The following is an 18,166-nucleotide window of genomic DNA, read 5'->3' on the forward strand; positions in this document are numbered from 1 at the left end:
AGACTATCTGTGCTGGTGAGTGCAGCGTCCAGTCGGCACCGGTGACGCGGATGTATCGACGGCCCTTTCCTCATGGGGCGTTGACCTCCTCCGTCGCCCTGACGTCGCCCTGGATCGCACTGCATCGCACAACGCGATGCAGTGCATCGAAATTTTCGGCTTGACCCGTATCTGAGGGGTCGTAGATAGTTGCCCCAGTCATTCCACGCCGCCATACCGAGTCGGAGTCAAGCGCTTATCTCGCATCGCATCGAGGGAAATGTTCTCGCTCGGCGATGGGCGTCGTGGACAGGGTCGTCGGGGCGAGGAAGGGGGGAATCCAGAGTGAGCGGGATGCGACTTGCTGCGGATGTTCCCAAGGAGTTGGCAGGCAAGCGGGCCGTGGTGACCGGCGGCAGTCGCGGCATCGGCGCCGCCATCGTGCAGCACTTCCTCGACGCCGGAGCCAGCGTCGTCACCTCCGCCCGCAGCGCCACCGAGGACACCCCGTCCGCTGCCACGTTCGTGAAAGCCGACCTCAGCACGCGCGACGGTGTGCGCGAATTCGCGGATGCCGCGCTGGACACGCTCGGTGGCGTGGATATCGTCGTCAACAACGCCGGCGGCTGTCGAGCCTTTCAAAGCGCGCTGGACATCGAGAACGACTGGCAGTACACGATGGACATCAACTTCCTCGCCGCCGTCCGACTCAATTCGGCACTCGTGCCGGCGATGCGCGAGAACGGCGGCGGGGCGATCGTGCACGTCTCGTCCATCGCCACCATTTCGTCCTACCCGATGATCCTGCACTACGCCGCCGCGAAGTCCGCCCTCGAAACGTACAGCAAGGGGCTCGCGGCCCAATTGGCGCCGGAGGGAATCCGCGTCGTCGCCGTCTCGCTGGGCAATGTGATGACGCCCGGGGCGGACGAGGCGCGCGAGAAGATCGTCGACTATCTCGGCGCTGAAGCGGAAGAGTGGGCCGACGAGATTCCGCTCGGACGTCTCGGCCAACCCCAGGACATCGCCGAGGCGGTGGGCTTCCTGGCCTCGCCGCGTGCCGCGTGGATCACCGGCAGCAGCCTCGTCATCGACGGCGGGAAGATCGCGGCCCTGTGACCCGCGGCGGACCGCGCGGACCGCGCGCCGGCCGAGCATCGGCAAGTCCGCTCCGTCGACACTCCACGCACTGCGGAATCCGCGCGACGCGCACGTATCCATGGGCAACCGCCTGCCGGCACGGGAAGGACTGACACGATGACCGCGACAGAGGAAGGGCCGCGGGCCTATCCGTTCGGTCCGGCCGACAAACTCAACGTGGACGCGACGCTGGCCGGGATAGCCGGCGAGGAGCCGATACTGCGCGTGCGCCTGCCCTTCGGCGGCGACGCCTGGCTGGTGACGCGGCACGCGGACGTCAAGACGGTGCTGGCCGATCCCCGGTTCAGCCGCGCCGCCGCCGTGGGCGACCACGTACCCCGCACGGTCGCCGTCGGGCTGCCCCGTACCTCCATGCTGAGCATGGACCCGCCGGAACACAGCCGGCTGCGGCGCAGGGTGGCCAACGCGTTCACCGTGCGCCGGGTGGAGAAGCTCCGCCCGCGCGTCGAGGAGATCGTCGACGGCCTGCTCGACACCATGATCGACGCGGGGTCGCCCGCCGACCTGACCCAGGCGCTGACCTGGTCACTGCCGATCACGGTGATCTGCGAACTGCTCGGCGTGCCGATGGCCGACCGCGAACGGTTCAACGTCTGGGTGGACGGCCTGCTGATGCTCTCCGACCCGGAGCAGTCCGCACAGGCCCGCGGGCACCTCAACGACTACCTCGGCGGTCTGATCGCCCAGCGCCGCATCGAACCCACCGAGGACCTGCTCGGCGAACTGGTCGCCGCACCGGACGACGAGGACGGGCTCCGGGACGAGGAACTGGTCAGCCTCGGGGTCAGCCTGCTGTCCGCCGGCCAGGAGGCCACCGCCAACCAGATCGGCAACTTCGTCTACACGCTGCTGACCAAGCCCGAACTGTGGGAGAAGCTCGTCGCGGACCCCGGCCTCATCCCCGACGCCGTCGAGGAGCTCTCCCGGTACATCCCGATCAGCGCCTCCGCCGGCTTCACCCGGATCGCCACCGCGGACGTCGAGCTGAGCGGGCAGACCGTCCGTGCCGGCGAGGCGGTGGTCGCCGAACTGGGGATGGCCAACCGGGACCCCGAGGTGTTCGAGCAGCCCGAGGAGATCGACTTCCACCGCGGGAACATCCCGCACGTCACCTTCGGGCACGGCGTACACCACTGCCTCGGCGCGCAGTTGGCCAGGATGGAGCTGCGCGTCGTCCTGACGGCCCTGATGCGCCGTCTGCCGGGGCTGCGCCTCGCGGTGCCGGCCGACGAGTTGACCTGGCGGACCGAGCGCCTGATCCGCGGGGTGGAGGCGCTGCCGGTCCGCTGGTGAGTCCCTCGCCGGGACCCCCGATCACCTGAGGGCGTCGTCGCCGTACCCGGGCCCGACCAGGCCCGGGTACGGGCCCGGATCCGACCGCTTGCCGCACGACGCCCCGCTCATGCACGACCCGCCGACATCACTGGGACACAACGGGAGAGCAGGTCATGGCCGAACCACTGGAGGCGATCAGCGCGACGGTGCAGGATCCGGGCGCCTCACTTGCCGAGGTCATGGCGGCCGTCATGGAGGGCTACGGGGACCGGCCGGCCCTCGGCGAACGCGCCAAGGAACCCACGACGCAACGCCTGCTTCCCAGGTTCGACACCCTCAGCTACCGCGAGCTGTGGGCACGCATCCGGGCGCTCGCCGGCAAGTGGTACCACGACCCGACGTACCCACTGGGCGCCGGCGACCGGATCTGCCTCCTGGGCTTCACCAGCACCGACTACGCCACGTTGGACTTCGCCTGCATCCACCTGGGCATCGTGTCCGTGCCCCTGCAGTCCAGCGCGCCGCTGTCCCAACTGCAGCCGATCATCGCGGAGACCGAGCCGCACGTCCTCGCCTCGAACGTCGAGCGCCTGGACACCGCCGTCGAGGCCGCGATCGCGGTCCGCTCGATCCGGCGCCTGCTGGTGTTCGACTACCGCCCCGAGGTCGCCGAACAGCGCGACGCCTTCGAGGCCGCCCGCCGGCGCCTGGCCGAAGCCGGCAGCCCGGTGGTCCTCGACACGCTGGCCGCGCTGATCGCGGACGGCACCGAACTGCCGCCCGCGCCCCTGTTCACCGCCGAACCGGGCGACGACCCGCTGGCCCTGCTCATCTACACCTCCGGCAGCACCGGGACGCCCAAGGGGGCCATGTACACCCAGCGGCTGGTCGGCAGCGCCTGGTACGGGTTCAGCTACGGGGCGGCGGACACGCCCCCGGTCAGCATCCTCTACATGCCGCAGAGCCATCTCGCCGGCCGCTATGCGCTGATGGGCTCGCTGGTGCGCGGCGGCATCGGCTACTTCACCGCCAAGAGCGACCTGTCCACCCTGTTCGAGGACATCGGTCTGATCCGCCCCACCGAGCTGACCATGGTGCCCCGCCTGTGCGACATGCTCTTCCAGCAGTACCAGAGCGAGCTGGACCGGCGGGCCGGCGAGGGGGGCGACGTCGAGACGGCGGTCAAGACGGACCTGCGGGAGAACTTCCTGGGCGGGCGCGTCGCCAAGGCGTTCTGCGGCACCGCCCCGCTGTCCCCCGAGGTGGCGGCGTTCGTCGAGTCCTGCCTCGGTCTCCACCTGTTCACCGGCTACGGCTCCACGGAAGCCGGCGGGGTGCTCCTCGACTCGGTGGTGCAGCGCTCGTTGGTGATCGACTACAAGCTGGCCGACGTCCCGGAACTGGGCTACTTCCGGACCGACCAGCCGCACCCGCGCGGCGAACTGCTGCTCAAGACGTACGCGATGTTCCCCGGGTACTACAAGCGCCCCGAGGTCACCGCCGCGGTCTTCGACGAGGACGGCTACTACCGGACCGGCGACATCATGGCCGAGACCGGACCCGACCGGCTGGTCTGGGTGGACCGCACCAAGGACGTCCTGAAGCTGTCCCAGGGCGAGTTCGTGGCCGTCGCCCGCCTGGAGACGGCCTTCGTCGGCAGCCCGCACATCCGGCAGATCTTCGTGTACGGCAACAGCGAGCGCGCCTATCTGCTGGCGGTGGTGGTGCCCGCCCCGGACGCGCTGGCCCGGGTCGGCGACGACGTCGAGGCGCTCAGGCCGCTGATCAGCGAGGCCCTCCAGGAGATGGCCAAGGAGGCGGAGCTCAACTCGTACGAGATCCCACGGGACTTCCTGATCGAGACCGAACCCTTCAGCGCCGAGAACGGCCTGCTCGCCGACAGTCACAAACTGCTGCGCCCCAGGCTCCGGGAGCGGTACGGCGAAGCCCTGGAGCGACGGTACGCCCAACTCGCCGACGGGCAGGCCAGGCAGCTGCGCGAGCTGCGACAGGCCGGACCGGACCAGCCGGTGTGGGAGACGGTCGGGCGGGCCGCCCGGGCACTGCTGGGCTGCGCGACCACCGACGTGCGCGCCGACGCACACTTCACCGACCTGGGCGGGGACTCCCTGTCCGCGCTGTCCTTCTCCCACCTCATGCAGGAGATCTTCCACATCGAGGTGCCGGTCGGGGTGGTCATCAGCCCGGCCAACGACCTGGCAGGGGTGGCCCGGTACATCGAGGCGGCACGCCGGTCCGGGGCGAAGCGGCCCACCGCCGCCTCGGTGCACGGCGCGCACGCCACCGAGATCCGCGCCGGCGACCTCACCCTGGACACCTTCCTCGACGCGCCGACCCTCGCCGCCGCCCCGACGCTGCCCCGCCCCGACGTCGCGGTGCGGACCGTCCTGCTGACCGGGGCCACCGGCTACCTCGGCCGGTTCCTGTGCCTGGAATGGCTGGAGCGGCTGGCGCCGGAGGGCGGCAGGCTGATCTGTGTCGTCCGTGGTAGCGATGCGGCAGCGGCGGCGCAGCGGCTCACGGACGCCTTCGACACCGGCGACCCCGAACTCCTCGCACGCTACCGGCAGTTGGCCGACGGGACCCTGGAAGTGCTCGCCGGCGACATCGGCGAACCGCTCCTGGGCCTGGACGAGGACGCCTGGCGTCGACTGGCCGACACCGTGGACCTGATCGTCCACCCGGCCGCCCTCGTCAACCACGTCCTGCCCTACTCCCAGTTGTTCGGCCCCAACGTCGTCGGCACCGCCGAACTGATCCGGTTGGCGCTCACCACCCGGATCAAAGCCTTCACCTATGTGTCCACCGTCGCCGTACAGATGGGCGTCGCCGCCGGCGCCCTGGACGAGGACGCGGACATCCGCACCACCAGCCCGGTGCGGCGGATCGACGACGGCTACGCCAACGGGTACGCCAACAGCAAGTGGGCCGGCGAGGTCCTGCTCAGGGAGGCGCACGACCTGTGCGGCCTGCCGGTCGCCACCTTCCGGTCGAACATGATCCTCGCGCACAGCAGGCACCCGGGGCAGCTGAACGTCCCCGACGTGTTCACCCGCCTGCTGCTCAGCCTCGTCGCCACCGGCATCGCGCCGGGCTCCTTCTACCGCAACGGCACCCGCGCGCACTACGACGGTCTGCCGGTCGACTTCACCGCCGAGGCCGTCGCCGCACTGGGCGCGGCGGCCACCGAGGGCCACCGGACGTTCAACGTGCTGAACCCGCACGACGACGGCATCTCGCTGGACACGTTCGTCGACTGGCTCACCGAGGCCGGCCACCCGATCCGGCGGATCGACGACTACGACGCCTGGCTCGACCGCCTCACCGCCGCGCTCCGCGCCCTGCCGGAGAGGCAGCGCCCGCACTCGCTGCTTCCCCTGCTGCACGCCTTCGCGCAACCCGAGGAGGCCGTACCCGGAGTGGCGATCTCCGCCGAGCGGTTCCACGCCGCGGTACGAGCCGCCAGGGTCGGCCCCGACCAGGACATCCCCCACCTGTCGGCGGCCCTCCTGCGCAAGTACGTCGCCGACCTGCGCCGACTCGACCTGCTCTAGGAACGGGGGCCTGGCGCGGGGCACGGGTCAACTGTGCGACACGTTCAGGGCGTAGAACGCGACGCGGGCCCCCTTGGTGGTGCTGTCGGAGGAGGACTGGTTGTAGGACCCGGCCTTGAAGTACTGCTTGTACGGGAAGAAGGGCGGGGCGATGGGGTAGTGCTTGGTGCTGCCGTTGACGGTCAGGTCGACGGTGTCGCCGCCCGACACGGCAAGGGTGTAGCGCCAGGTCGTGCCCATGGGCACATGCCCGACGGGGTGTGATGTCTGCCCGCCGGAGGGCGAGTTCTCCGTGCCGAGCACGATGTCCCCGTTGGCGCGGTAGTACAGCTCCACCAGCGGTTTGGTGGACGACCCGCCGCTGCCGAGGTGGATCTGCCCCACGCACACGTTGGAGGTCACGGACACCCCGCGCAGCGTCGCGCTCATGCGGTGGCTGCCGCCGAGCGACCAGTCTGCGGGGCTGCCGCTGCGGTTCATCTCCCGCAACTCGGAGCGCGCATAGTGGGAGTTGGGGGTGGTGACACCCTTCTCGGGCGCCCAGAAGGTCATCGCGCCGTCATGGCTGTCGGTGTAGAAGTACGCGTCCTGGTAGCCGTCGGGCCCCCGCAGCCGCGACGACGGGATGGTGGTCGGCGAGCCGGGGGAGCCGACGGGTTCCTGGAGCTGCCATGTCGTCAGGTTGAAGTTGCCGCCGGGCGGCAGGTTCGGGTCGGCGACGGCGGTGGAGCTGCCCAGCAGGGCGAGGGCACCGACGCCTGCGACGGCGGCCATGCACAACCGTGCCGTCGCCGGCCGCGCCGCGACGCGCCCTGGCGCCTGCCCGGCGGCGGGGATACGCTGCCCTGCCGTTCCTCGGGTGGCATCATCTCGGGCCTTTCAAGGAGGAGTTACGGGTGGATCGCTCCACTGCCGGGCCGCACCGCATGAACCCTTCCGGCGGCTGTCCGCACGCCGACAACGCCCGACTGCGCGCCCGCGGATCCGTCGTCCCCGTCGTGCTGCCCGGTGAGATCGAGGGCATGGCCGTGCTCGGGCACGAAGCGCTCAAGGCGTTCCTCGGGCACCCCGACGTGGCCAAGAGCGCCCGGCACTTCACGTTGCTGCGCGAGGGCGCGATCCCCGAGGGGTGGCCGCTGCGGACCTTCGCGACCGTGCAGAGCATGACCACCGCCGACGGGGCGGACCACCGGCGGCTGCGGTCGTTGGTGAGCCGGGCGTTCACCTCCCGCCGCGTGGAAGAACTCCGGCCGAGGGTAGAGGAGTTGACGGACGCGCTGCTCGGCGAGCTGGCGCGCGCCGCCGCGGCGGGCGGTGGAGTCGCCGATCTGCGCCGCCACTTCGCGCTGCCGTTGCCCATGGGTGTGATCAGCGAGCTGCTCGGCGTGGACGTGGCCCACCGCGACCGGCTGCACGCCCTGTCCACACAGGTGGTGACCACCGACATCGGCTCCCAGCGGGCCGTCGCCGCCAACCGCGAGTTCGCCGCCCTGCTCGGCGAGATCGTGGCGGCCAAGGCCGAGCGCCCCGGTGACGACCTCACCACCGCGCTCCTCGCCGCCCGGGACGACGACGGCGACCGGCTCTGCGCGCAAGAGCTGATCGGCACCCTGCTGTTGCTGATCGTCGCGGGACACGAGACCACACTGAACCTGATCACCAATGCGGTACGGGCCCTGTGCGCGCACCCCGACCAACTGGCACGCGTCCGCGGGCAACAGGCGGGCTGGGGCGACGTGGTCGAGGAGACACTGCGGTGGGACGCGCCCGTCAGCTACTTCCCGTTCCGCTATCCCGTGCGGGACGTGAGGGTGGACGGGACGGTCGTCCCGAAGGGCACTCCGGTACTGGCCGGGTACTCCGCGGCCGGGCGTGATCCGGCCGCCTACGGGCCGGACGCCGACCGCTTCGACGTGACCCGGCCCGGGCGGCCCGGTGCGGTGCGCCATCTGTCGCTCGGGCAGGGCGCCCACTACTGCCTCGGCGCACCGCTGGCCCGTTTGGAGGCCGAAACCGCGCTCCGGCGGCTGTTCGACCGGTTCCCGAAGCTGGAACTCGCCCTACCCGAAGGAGAGTTGCCGCGCCACTCCGGCTTCGTCGGCAACAGCGTGGACGCGCTTCCGGTACGCCTGTCGCCCGACACCCCGTAGCGCCGCGCGGGCATGCCTGCGCACGGGCGCCCGCCGGTGGGGACGGCGGACGCCCGTGCTGTCGGGGGCGGCGGTCCGAGAGGTGCTGGACCCTGGTGCCGCTCGGGTCAGCGGGTGGTGCCGCGACGGGTGACGTAGGTGGCGGCGGCGCCGGTGGCCAGGAGGACGGCAGCGGTGCCGATCAGGGCGCCGTTGGGGGCGGTGCTGCCGGTGGCGGCCAGCGCCCCGGTGCCGCCGGCGGTGCTGCCGCCGCTGAAGCTCGCGCCCGGTGCGCTGTCGGCACCGCCCGCGGGGCCCCCGCCGGCGGAGGCGTGCGGGCCGTCGGATCCGGTGGCGCCGGACGGCAGTTGGGCGCCGGGTTCGACGGCGACCGCCGCGCCGACCGGGTCGAGGGCCTCTCCCGCCGGGTACATGCCGGAGAACGCCTTGGAGCCGGCGGCGGTCAGGGTCGCCGGGACGTCCTTGAGGGTGACCACGCCGCCCTTGGCGGTGAGTGCGCCCGACGGCAGCTTCAGGTCGGCGATCGGGGTGTCGGGGGTGGTGACGACCTGTGCCGGGGCCCGGCCCTCCTCGGTGCGCGGCTTGCTCGCGACGTCGGCGATCAACGTGCCCTTGCCGTTCTGGGCCTTGATGCGGAGGTTGCTGAACTTCAGGTCCAGCGCGCCGCCGTGGCCGGTGAACCGCACCGCGCCGTTGAACTCCGCGACCAGGGTGGCCTTCTTGCCGTCGTAGGTGCCGTGCCCCTTGGGGAAGCGGTAGCCGGCCGCGGTGGCGGTGGCGCCGCCCGAGGGCTCGGCCTTGCCGTGCGCGATGGGGCCGTTGACGTAGTCGCGGAACTTCTTCTTGACGCCCCAGTCGAGGTTTCCGCCGTGGAGCCTGCCGGAGTCGGCGGCCGGGGCGCTGCGGGTGTCGCTGCCGGGTGCCTTGCCGGTGCCGTGGTCCGGCTGTCCCGGGCGGCCCTGCGGCTGTCCCGGCTCGCCGCCCGGCCGACCACCGGGCTGCTCCGGCCGGCCAGGTTGTCCGGGCTGCCCGGGCGCACCGGGCTCGCCCGGCTCCGCCGGCTTCTCCGGCCGGTCGGGGCCGGTGGCCGGGCGCACGGTCAGCGTGGCCGGGTCCAGTTCCTGCCCCTCCTGGTACATGCCGTTGAACGCCTCGGCGCCCTGGGCCGTCAGCTTGGCGGGGATCTTCGCGAAGGTCATCGCGCCGTCCGCGCCGCTCTCCGGTCTGACCTTGGAGAGGTCGAGCGAGGCCAGCCGCACCTCGTCCTTCGTCTTCCCGTCCGCGGTGACATCGGCGGTGATCACGCCGGTCCTGCCCTTGGCGGCGGCATCGGTGGACACCTTCACGTCGGCGAGTCGGATGTCGAATCCGTGCAGCGCGGAGACGAAGCGCACGTCGCCGTGGAACGCGGTGGTCACGGCGTGGCTGCCCAGGTCGTAGCGGCCGGTGCCGCCGACGAAGGTGAACGGGCCGTTGCCGGCCGCCTGTCGGGCACCGTTCGTGGCCTCGATCTTCCCGAGCGCCAGGCCCGTGACGTACGTGCGGAAGGACTCCTTCACGCCCCAGTCGAGGGTGCCGTCCTTGAGTTCGATCGCCGGGGCGCCCCGGCCGCCGGCGGGTGCGGGCGCGGCGAGGGCGACGGCCGGGAGGCCCAGGGCCGCGCTGCCGGAGACGGTGGCGAGGGCGGCGGCCAGGACGAGCGGTCGGCGTATGACGGCCATGGTCGGTGACTCTCCTTGGGGTGGTGGGTGAGGAGCGGTGGGGTGGTGGATGGTGCGGTGAGGGCGGGTCAGTCCTGCGCGGCGGGGGCGGGCGTGCGGCGACGGGCGCGCAGGACGAGGAAGGCGGCGGCCACCAGGGCCAGCGCGCCGACCCCGAGCGAGACGGGCAGGACCGGGAAGGCGGTGGTGTCCGCCGACGCGGCGGTGCTCCGCGGCTTGGTCGCGGACGCCGGGCCGGTGGGCGGTGCGGGATCGCTGCCCAGGTCGGGCAGAGCCGGGAGCGTGGCCCTGGCGTCCACGGCGACGGCGAGCGAGACGGGGTCCATCTCCGTTCCCGCCCGGTACATCCCGCCGAACGCCCTGGCGCCTTCCTCGGTGAGCTCGGCGGGCGCCTCGGTCAGCGCCGCCAGGCCGTCCGCGAGCTTGAGGCCCTTGGCGTCGAAGGTGACCAGCGGCGTACGGTCCGCGGTGGCGCCGGCGGCGGTGACCCGCGCGGAGAGGGTGCCCCGGCCGTCCGCGACCTTGACGGCGAACCGGCTCAGCGCGAGGTCCAGATGGGTGCCGGTGAAGCGCACGGTTCCGGTGAACTCGGCTTCCAGGGTGCCGTGTTCGGGGTCGTAGCTCCCCTTGCCCTGGGGGAAGCGGAAGACCGCGCCGCCGTCCTGGGCGCCGTCGGTCAGCCGCCAGGCACCCTTGGCGATGTCGCCGGTGACGTACTCGCGGAAGGTGCGGCGCACGCCCCAGTCGACGGCGGCGTCGGCGAAGCTTCCCGGCGCGCCCCCGCGCCGACGGTCCTGGTCCTGTGACGATCCGTCCGTCGCGCCGCGGTCGTCGTTGCTCCCGCCCTTCGCCGGGCCTTCCGCGGCGGGCGCCTTGACGTCGGCCGACAGGCTCACCGGGTCCAGCGCGGTGCCCGCCGGGTAGTACCCGGCGAAGGCCCGCGCGCCCTGTGCGGTGAGCGTGGCGGGAACGTTGTCGAGGGCGATGGGGCTGCCGCCGCCGCGGGTGTCCACTCCGCCCAGGTCCAGGGAGGCCAGCGGCACCCGGGCGGCCGTGGTGACCCTTCCGGTGCCCTTCTCCTTGCTGGTCATGTCGGCGTAGAGGGTGCCGCGGCCGCCGGAGACGGTGACCTGGGGGCGGCTGATGGTCAGGTCCAGTTCGAAGCCGCCGTCCGGCTTCTTGTGGCCGGTGAAGCGCACCGCGCCGGAGAAGCCGGCGGTCAGTGTGCCTGTGGCGGGGTCGTAGCCGCCGGTGGCGGAGTGGAAGCGGAAGCGGTTGGCGCCGACCGTGGCGGCGCCGCCGCTCAGGCCCCAACTCCCCTGGGCGATCGGGCCGGTGACGTAGGTCTGGAAGGAGGACTTGATGGCCCAGTCGAGTCTGCCGCCGGAGACCGTGCGCTGCTCGGCCCGCGCGGTGGCGGCGGTGGCCAGTGGCAGCAGCCCGCCCAGCAGTGACGTCAGGAGTGCCACGACGAGAGCGCGGGCGCGGCCGCGGGAACGGCCGCGGACCTGTCTGCAGGGCAGCATCGGGAACCCCTCCAGGGCTAGCTAATAAGGTAAGGCTAACCTAAGGTATCGCTGTCTCGTGAGGAAACCCCAGGACGGCCACCGCACCCGCTCCGACCACCCCACATGACCCACCCGACCCACGCGCCCTGCACGACCTACGCGCCTTGCACGGCACGGGCAACACCCACGACACACGTCAACTGACGTCCACAGAAAGGCGGGACAGTGACCGCACCCCTCCGGGAGCCCGACGGCCGGCGCACCCGCTCCCGCGGCGCCCCGGCCGCCGCGCTCGCGCTCCTGCTGGCCCTCGCCGTACTGCTCACCGGCTGCGGCGGCGGCCCGGACGGCGGCGCCGACACGGCGAAGAGCGGCGGCAAGGGCGGTTCCCCGGCCGCGGCCCGGCAGGCCGCCGACCGCGTCGAGCCACTGTCCGGGCCGGCCCCCGCCCCGGCGCTGCCCGCGACCGTACGCTCCGCCGACGGCCATGAGGTGACGGTGCGCAAGGTCGACCGGATCGTCCCGCTCACCGGCTCCCTCTCGGAGCTGGTCTACTCGCTCGGCCTGGGCGACAAGGTGGTGGCCCGCGACATCACCACCACCTTCGCGCAGGCGCGGCGGCTGCCCGTCGTCACCCGCGCCCACGACGTCTCGGCGGAGAACGTGCTCGCCCTCAAGCCCGACGTGGTGCTCGCGGACACCACCACGGGACCGGCCGAGGCCATCGGCCAGATCCGGGACGCGGGCATCCCGCTCGTCGTCCTCGAACCGGCCAAGCGCCTCTCCGACGTCGGCAGGCGCATCGACGCGGTGGCCGCGGCGCTCGGCGTACAGCGGGCCGGCGCCCGGCTCAAGGAACGCACCGGGCAGCGCCTGGCGGCAGTCGAGAAGAAGATCCCGCACCGCGGTGACCGGCCGCGGGTGGCCTTCCTCTATCTGCGCGGCTCGGCCTCCGTCTACCTCCTGGGCGGTGCCGGTTCGGGCGCCGACTCGCTGATCGAGGCGGCCGGCGGGGTGGACGCCGGGAAGGAGTCCGGGCTGACCAAGGACTTCACGCCGATCACCAGCGAGGCGCTGGCCAAGGCGGCGCCGGACGTCCTGCTCGTCATGTCCAAGGGCCTGGACTCCGTGGGCGGCGTGGACGGGCTGCTGAAGATCCCCGGCGTCGCCGAGACCCCGGCCGGCATGGACCGCCGGGTGGCCGCCGTGGACGACGGCGTGCTGCTCAACTTCGGCCCGCGGACCGACCAGGTGCTCGCCTCGCTCGTCGAGCAGCTCCACGCCAGGGGGAAGTGACATGGCGACCCTGAGCCCCACCAGTGCGGAACCCGCCACCGAGCCGGACCCCGCGCCGCCGTCGCGCCCCGCCCGCCGCCGCGCGCCCTTCCTCCTCGTCCTCGGGCTGGCCGCGGCGCTGCTGTCGGCCGCGCTGCTCTCCGCCGGGACCGGCGCGTACGGCATCCCGGTCGGCGAGGTCGCCGGATCGGTGCTGCACCGGCTCCACCTCGGCGGTGCGGCACTGGACCGGGTCGGCGAGAGCGTGCTGTGGAACGTCCGGCTGCCGCGGGTGGTGCTGGCGCTGCTCGTCGGGGCCTCGCTGGGCTGCGCCGGCGCGCTGATGCAGGGCGTCTTCGGCAACCCGCTCGCCGAACCCGGCGTCATCGGCATCTCGGCGGGCGCGGCGGTCGGCGCCGTCGGGGCGATCGCGCTGGGCCTGACGTTCCTGGGCAACTGGACGGTGACGGTCTGCGCGTTCGCGGCCGGACTGTCGACCGTCGGCCTGGTCTATCTGCTCTCCCGCTCCGGCGGACGCAGCGAGGTCGTCACCCTGATCCTCACCGGAATCGCGGTGAACGCCTTCGCCGGCGCGCTGATCGGCCTGTTCGTCTTCCTCGCCGACAACGCCCAGATCAGCCAGATCACGTTCTGGCAGCTCGGTTCGCTCTCCCAGGCCACCTGGCCGAAGGTGCTCGCGGTGCTGCCGTGCGCGCTGGCCGGGCTGGCCGTGGCGCCGCTGTACGCCCGCAAGTTGGACCTGCTGGCACTCGGCGAACGGTCCGCCCGCCATCTGGGGGTGGACGTCGAACGGCTGCGGATCGTGCTGATCCTGGTGGTGGCGCTGCTGACCGCCGCGGCGGTGGCGGTGGCCGGGATCATCACTTTCGTCGGGCTGCTCGTCCCGCACCTGCTGCGGATGGCCGCGGGCCCCGGGCACCGCTTCCTGATCCCGGGCAGCGCGCTGGCCGGCGCCCTGGTGCTGGTGGTCGCCGATCTCGCGGCCCGTACGGCGGTGGCGCCCGCCGAGCTTCCGCTGGGGGTGCTCACCGCGCTCTTCGGCAGCCCGTTCTTCTTCTGGTTGCTGCGCCGGACGCGCCGCAGGCAAGGGGGTTGGGCATGACGCCCACTGTCGCGCCCCGCACCGTCCCGCTCGCTCAAGGAGACCAGCCGTGATCGGCAAACTGCTCACCCGGACGCCCCGGCGGATCCCCGCCCGGCCCGAGCCCGGCAGCCGGTACGCCGACGCCCGCGCGCTGACCGTGCGCCTGGGCGGGCGGGCCGTGCTGGACGGGGTGCACCTCGCGGCCACCGCGGGCGAGGTGTTGGCCCTGGTCGGGCCCAACGGCGCAGGGAAGTCCACCCTGTTGGCCGCGCTCGCCGCCGACCTGCCCGCGGCCGACGGCGAGGTACGCATCGACGGCCGCCCGGCCGACGCGTGGTCCGCCCCCGAACTGGCGCTGCGCCGCGCCGTCCTTCCGCAGTCCGCCGCCCTCTCCTTCCCCTTCACCGTCGCCGAGGTCGTACGGATGGGTCGGGCACCCTGGGCCGGCACGCCCGCCGAGGACGAGGACGGGTCCGCGGTGGCGGCGGCGATGGCGGCCACCGAGGTGACGCCGTTCTCCGCACGCCCCTTCTCGGCCCTGTCGGGCGGGGAGCGCGCGCGAGTGGCACTCGCCCGGGTACTGGCCCAGCGCGCCCCGCTGCTGCTCCTCGACGAACCGACCGCCGCCCTGGACCTGCGCCACCAGGAGCTGGTGCTCAGGATCTGCCGGCAGCGGGCGGCGGCCGGGGACGCGGTCGTCGTGGTCCTCCACGACCTGGGGCTGGCCTCGGCGTACGCGGACCGGGCCGCCGTGCTGCACGGCGGGCGGATCGCCGCCCAGGGCCCGCCGGCCGAGGTCTTCGAGGCGGACCTGCTGTCCCGGATCTACCGACAGCCGATCGAGGTGGTCGCCCACCCCGGCACCGGCACGCCCCTGGTCGTTCCCGTACGCCCGCGCTGACCGCCGCGCTCGGGTACACGCAGTCGGCGGTCTCCCGGCAGATCGCCGCCGAGCGCACGGCCGGCGTCCCTGGTGACCCGGACGCTCACCGAGCGCGGCCTGTGCCTGGCGCTGCCCGCCGCCCACCCCTTGGCCCGGCCTGGACGAACGGCCGGACATCGCCCACACCGCCCGTGACTGGCTGGCCAAGCTGCACCTCGTCGCGGCCGGCTGCGGCCTGACCACCGTGCCGGTCGCCCTGACGGACGCGGTGCCCGAGGGCGTGGCCATCCGGCCCGTGCGCGGCGGCGCCCAGGAACAGCGGCGCCTGCTGCTGGCCAGACTGCCCGGGCAGCCGCGGGACGCCGTGCTCCTGGTCGCCGAGGCGCTGCGGGCAGCCGCCCTGGACACCGACGCACTGCCGTAGCACCGTGCGACCGACCGGGCCGAAACGAGAAGCCGAAATGAGAAGTCGAAACTAGAAGTCGGTTCCGTCCCACTGTCGTTGGCGGCGGATGTCGTCCAGGAAGTGGGAGATCCGCGCGCGGTTGGGGGCGGCGTCGGGGAGGGCCACGGACCGCTCGAAGAACTCCCGCGATCCGGCGAGGTCCTCCGCCGCGACGTTGTTCCAGACCATTCGCGTGCGGACCATCTCGGATGTGCCGCCGGTCCGCCCGCTCAGCACCCCGCGCGCCCGGCTGCCGAACTCGGCCGCCTGCGCCACGTTGCCCAGACAGGCCGCGGCGGTGCCCAGTCTGCCGAGGACGGTCGCATAGAGGGGCACGTCCGCCAGGCGGATGGCCAGGTCCGCGGCCCTGTGCAGCGTGCCCGCGGCGTCCAGGGGCCGGCCGCGGTCGAGTTGCAGACACCCCAGGCGGAGCAGCGTCTTGCCGAGCAGTCGGGGACTGTCGACCCGCTCGGCGAGGACGATCGCCTCCGTGTAGCACTCGTACGCCCGCTCGTGCTCGCCGAGCTGATGGTGCATGTCGCCGACGGTGGCCGTGACCACGGCCGTGAGCCATTCGTCGTCCAACTTCCCGACGATCCCGGCGACTTCGGCGAAGAACTCCATGGACTCCGCGACCCGGCCCTGCAGATTGGCGAACGTCCCGAGGTTGCCCAGGGCCCTGGCCTGTTCCAACAGGTCGCCGGCGCGACGGCTGATCTCCAGGGCCTCGGTCAACAAGGGGTGGGCCTGCTCGTAACGCCCCTGTAGGCCATACATCATCCCCATACAGGTGCGCAGTTCGGAGACCATCCGCCGGTCGGTGACCGCCGGGACCAGGGGCAGCACCGTCTCCAGGGCGGTGCGGCACTCGTGGAACCGACCCTGCCGGGTGAGGTAGTCGAACAGGCCCTCGGTGATCCAGCACGCCTCGTCCAGCTTGCCCACGTCCACCGCGTGCCCGACCACGTCGACCAGCTCGCCGCCCACCGCGTCCAGCCAGTTCGTCGCCTCCTCCCAGTCGGCGAACGGGGCGGTCCCCGGAGCCGGACCGGTCGGGAAGGCCGAGGGCCCCCAGTCGCTGGAACGGCGGGCGGCGGACACATACAACCGGAACACCCCGTCCCGGACCGCCGCGACCTCCCCGGGAAACCCGGCCGCGACGCGCCGGGCGTAGACCGCGACCAGGTCGTGCAACCGATAGCGGTCGGCCGCCACCTGCTGCACGAGGCTCGCATCGACCAGGCTCCCCAGGACGCGTTCGGCGTCCGGCCGTGTCCAGTCGAGCATGGCGGCCAGCGTCAACGCGTCGAGTTCCACGGTGGGGGAGAGCCCCAGGGCGCGGAACGCGCGCTGCTCGACGGCCGGCAACTGGTCGTAGGAGAGCTGGAACGCGGCCTCCACGCTGCGGTCCTCTACCGAGAGCTCACCGAGCCGGCGCTCGTCGTCCGCCAGCCGGGCGGCCAGCGACTCCCACGCCCACAACGGGCGGTTCTGCAGCCGCGCACCGGCGATGCGCAGGGCCAGCGGCAGCTGATCGCACAGGCCGGCGAGCCGGCGGATCGCGCCGTGCTCGTGGGCGGAGCCCGAGCCGCCCACGATGCGGCTGAGCAGGCCCACCGCGTCGTCGAGGTCGAGCGGGGCCAGCGAGATCCTGCGGTCCACGTCCAGGCCGGTCAGCCGCTGACGACTGGTCACCAGCAGCATGCTGCCCGGCCCGGCGGGCAACAGCGGACGCACCTGCTCGGCGCCGGCGGCGTCGTCGAGGACCAGCAGCAGCCGCAGCGCGGCGGTCGCCGTCCGCCAGGACGCGGCCAGCTCGTCCAGGTCCTCGGAATCCTCCCCCTCGTCGGCGCCGACCGCCCGCAACAGCCGGCGCAGCACCCGCTGTGGACCCGGTGCCCCGCGATCCTCGCGGTACCCGTGCAGATCGACGAACAGAGCGCCGTCCGGATACCGCTGGCGCACCGTCCGCGCCGCGTGCACCACCAGCGCGGTCTTGCCGACGCCGGCCATGCCGTCCACCGCGCGGACCGTCACACCGTCCGGGTCCGCGGCCGACGCGCCGAGGAGCGCGAGCTCCCGGTCCCGGCCGGTGAAGTTGCCGACGCCGACCGGCAGTTCGTTGCGCACCGGGCGCTCGGGACGGTTCCGGCGCCCGGCCGGCGGCCGCGCCGGCGCCGGCCGGGACTGCTGCCGGACGGCCGTGCCGAACAGCAGCGCGTCATCGCGGCGCAGCACCGCCTCGTGCGTCTGCCGCAGTTCGGGTCCCGGCTCCGCCCCCTGGTCCCGCACCAGGCGACGGCGCACCTTGGCGTAGACGTCCAGGGCATCGGCCTGCCGATTGCCGACGTAGAGGGCACGGATCAGCAGGGCGGCCAGTGCCTCGTGGTATGGGTGCGCCTCGGTCAGCGCGAACAGTTCGCCGACGGCCGCCGCGTGCCGGCCCAGCCGCAGCTCGCAACCGAGCTTGTCCTGGAGCAGGGCGAGCCGGTACTCCGTCAACCGGAGCCGTTCCCCCTGCGCGAACGGCCCGGGAATCCCGGCCAACGGCTCACCCCGGAACAGCTCCAGGGCCTTGGACCAGGCATCCACCGCGGTGTCCAGGTCGCCGCAGCCCCGCGCCGAGCTCGCCTCGGCTGCGAACTCCTCCATGCGCGCCGCGTCCACCCACACGTCCCGCGGGACGAAGCGATAGCCCCCGCGGTCGGTGACGATCACGGACTCCGCGGGGCCGTTCCCGGGACCGTCCAGGCATCGGCGCAGCCGGTGCACATAGACCGGAATCACCTTCGCGCCGGTGCCCGGCTGCTCCGTGCCCCAGACACCGTCGAGGAGTTGCTGACGGCTGGCCGTCACCCCCGGCCGCAGCAGCAGCGCGGCGAGCAGCGCCTGTTCGCGCACCGGACCGAGCTCCAGCGGTATGCCACCACGCCAGCCCTGAAGCGGTCCGAGAAGAGCCAGTCGAAGCTGCCGCACACCCGTGGACACCCCACCCGTCGAAGACACGCAGGGGAGTATAGGTCGCTGCTGACCAGCCCTTCAGCGCGCTTCGACGAGGCTGCACGACGTGTGGGCGAGGTGAACGTTCC

The 18,166-nt window shown here is 72.9% G+C and carries 11 protein-coding genes and 1 pseudogene; 8 read left to right on the top strand and 4 right to left on the bottom strand.

Going from position 1 to position 18,166, the window contains the following annotated elements; all coding sequences use genetic code 11:
* The first annotated feature begins 333 nt into the window (after positions 1-333).
* The 3 genes from MOV08_RS38085 to car all read left to right on the top strand — a co-directional run bounded on the left by MOV08_RS38085 (position 334) and on the right by car (position 5,990).
* Positions 334-1,098, top strand: a complete 765-nt coding sequence (locus MOV08_RS38085; protein WP_275310680.1) for an SDR family oxidoreductase — start codon at positions 334-336, stop codon at positions 1,096-1,098.
* Between the two features lie 138 nt (positions 1,099-1,236).
* Entirely contained in the window at positions 1,237-2,433 is a 1,197-nt protein-coding gene (locus tag MOV08_RS38090) for a cytochrome P450 (protein WP_039638742.1), read from the top strand.
* Between the two features lie 155 nt (positions 2,434-2,588).
* A complete protein-coding gene (car, locus tag MOV08_RS38095) occupies positions 2,589-5,990 on the top strand; it encodes a carboxylic acid reductase (protein ID WP_275310681.1) in 3,402 nt (1,133 codons plus the stop codon).
* A gap of 27 nt (positions 5,991-6,017) precedes the next feature.
* On the opposite strand, the gene MOV08_RS38100 is transcribed toward car, so the two are convergent.
* On the bottom strand, positions 6,018-6,764 hold the full coding sequence (locus MOV08_RS38100) for a polysaccharide lyase family 7 protein (RefSeq protein WP_275310682.1): 747 nt from the start codon (positions 6,762-6,764) through the stop codon (positions 6,018-6,020).
* A gap of 122 nt (positions 6,765-6,886) precedes the next feature.
* On the opposite strand from MOV08_RS38100, the gene MOV08_RS38105 reads away from it, so the two are divergent.
* The gene (locus tag MOV08_RS38105) at positions 6,887-8,140 is read left to right on the top strand and encodes a cytochrome P450 family protein (RefSeq protein WP_275310683.1); all 1,254 of its coding nucleotides are present in this window, start codon (positions 6,887-6,889) and stop codon (positions 8,138-8,140) included.
* 107 nt (positions 8,141-8,247) lie between these two features.
* Here the strand turns inward: MOV08_RS38105 and MOV08_RS38110 are convergent, their stop codons facing one another.
* Together MOV08_RS38110 and MOV08_RS38115 are read right to left on the bottom strand one after the other, a co-directional pair.
* Complete coding sequence (locus tag MOV08_RS38110) at positions 8,248-9,861, bottom strand: HtaA domain-containing protein (RefSeq protein WP_275310684.1); 1,614 nt, start codon at positions 9,859-9,861, stop codon at positions 8,248-8,250.
* A gap of 68 nt (positions 9,862-9,929) precedes the next feature.
* Entirely contained in the window at positions 9,930-11,387 is a 1,458-nt protein-coding gene (locus tag MOV08_RS38115) for an HtaA domain-containing protein (RefSeq protein WP_275310685.1), read from the bottom strand.
* Between the two features lie 207 nt (positions 11,388-11,594).
* Here MOV08_RS38115 and MOV08_RS38120 point away from each other — a divergent pair, with 207 nt between their 5' ends.
* The 4 genes and pseudogenes from MOV08_RS38120 to MOV08_RS38135 form a co-directional block, all read left to right on the top strand.
* Positions 11,595-12,665 carry a heme/hemin ABC transporter substrate-binding protein gene (locus MOV08_RS38120; protein WP_275310686.1) on the top strand — a complete coding sequence of 357 codons (1,071 nt, stop codon included), beginning with the start codon at positions 11,595-11,597 and terminating at the stop codon, positions 12,663-12,665.
* Between the two features lies 1 nt (position 12,666).
* Complete coding sequence (locus tag MOV08_RS38125) at positions 12,667-13,767, top strand: FecCD family ABC transporter permease (protein ID WP_275310687.1); 1,101 nt, start codon at positions 12,667-12,669, stop codon at positions 13,765-13,767.
* A gap of 85 nt (positions 13,768-13,852) precedes the next feature.
* Positions 13,853-14,650, top strand: a complete 798-nt coding sequence (locus MOV08_RS38130; RefSeq protein ID WP_275312015.1) for a heme ABC transporter ATP-binding protein — start codon at positions 13,853-13,855, stop codon at positions 14,648-14,650.
* A gap of 30 nt (positions 14,651-14,680) precedes the next feature.
* Positions 14,681-15,056 (top strand): annotated as a pseudogene (locus tag MOV08_RS38135) (type 2 periplasmic-binding domain-containing protein); the annotation flags it as partial.
* A gap of 51 nt (positions 15,057-15,107) precedes the next feature.
* On the opposite strand, the gene MOV08_RS38140 reads toward MOV08_RS38135, so the two are convergent.
* Complete coding sequence (locus tag MOV08_RS38140) at positions 15,108-18,083, bottom strand: AfsR/SARP family transcriptional regulator (protein ID WP_275310688.1); 2,976 nt, start codon at positions 18,081-18,083, stop codon at positions 15,108-15,110.
* Positions 18,084-18,166 lie beyond the last annotated feature (83 nt).

The sequence above is a fragment of the Streptomyces yunnanensis genome, assembly GCF_029011865.1.
GTDB lineage: Bacteria > Actinomycetota > Actinomycetes > Streptomycetales > Streptomycetaceae > Streptomyces > Streptomyces yunnanensis.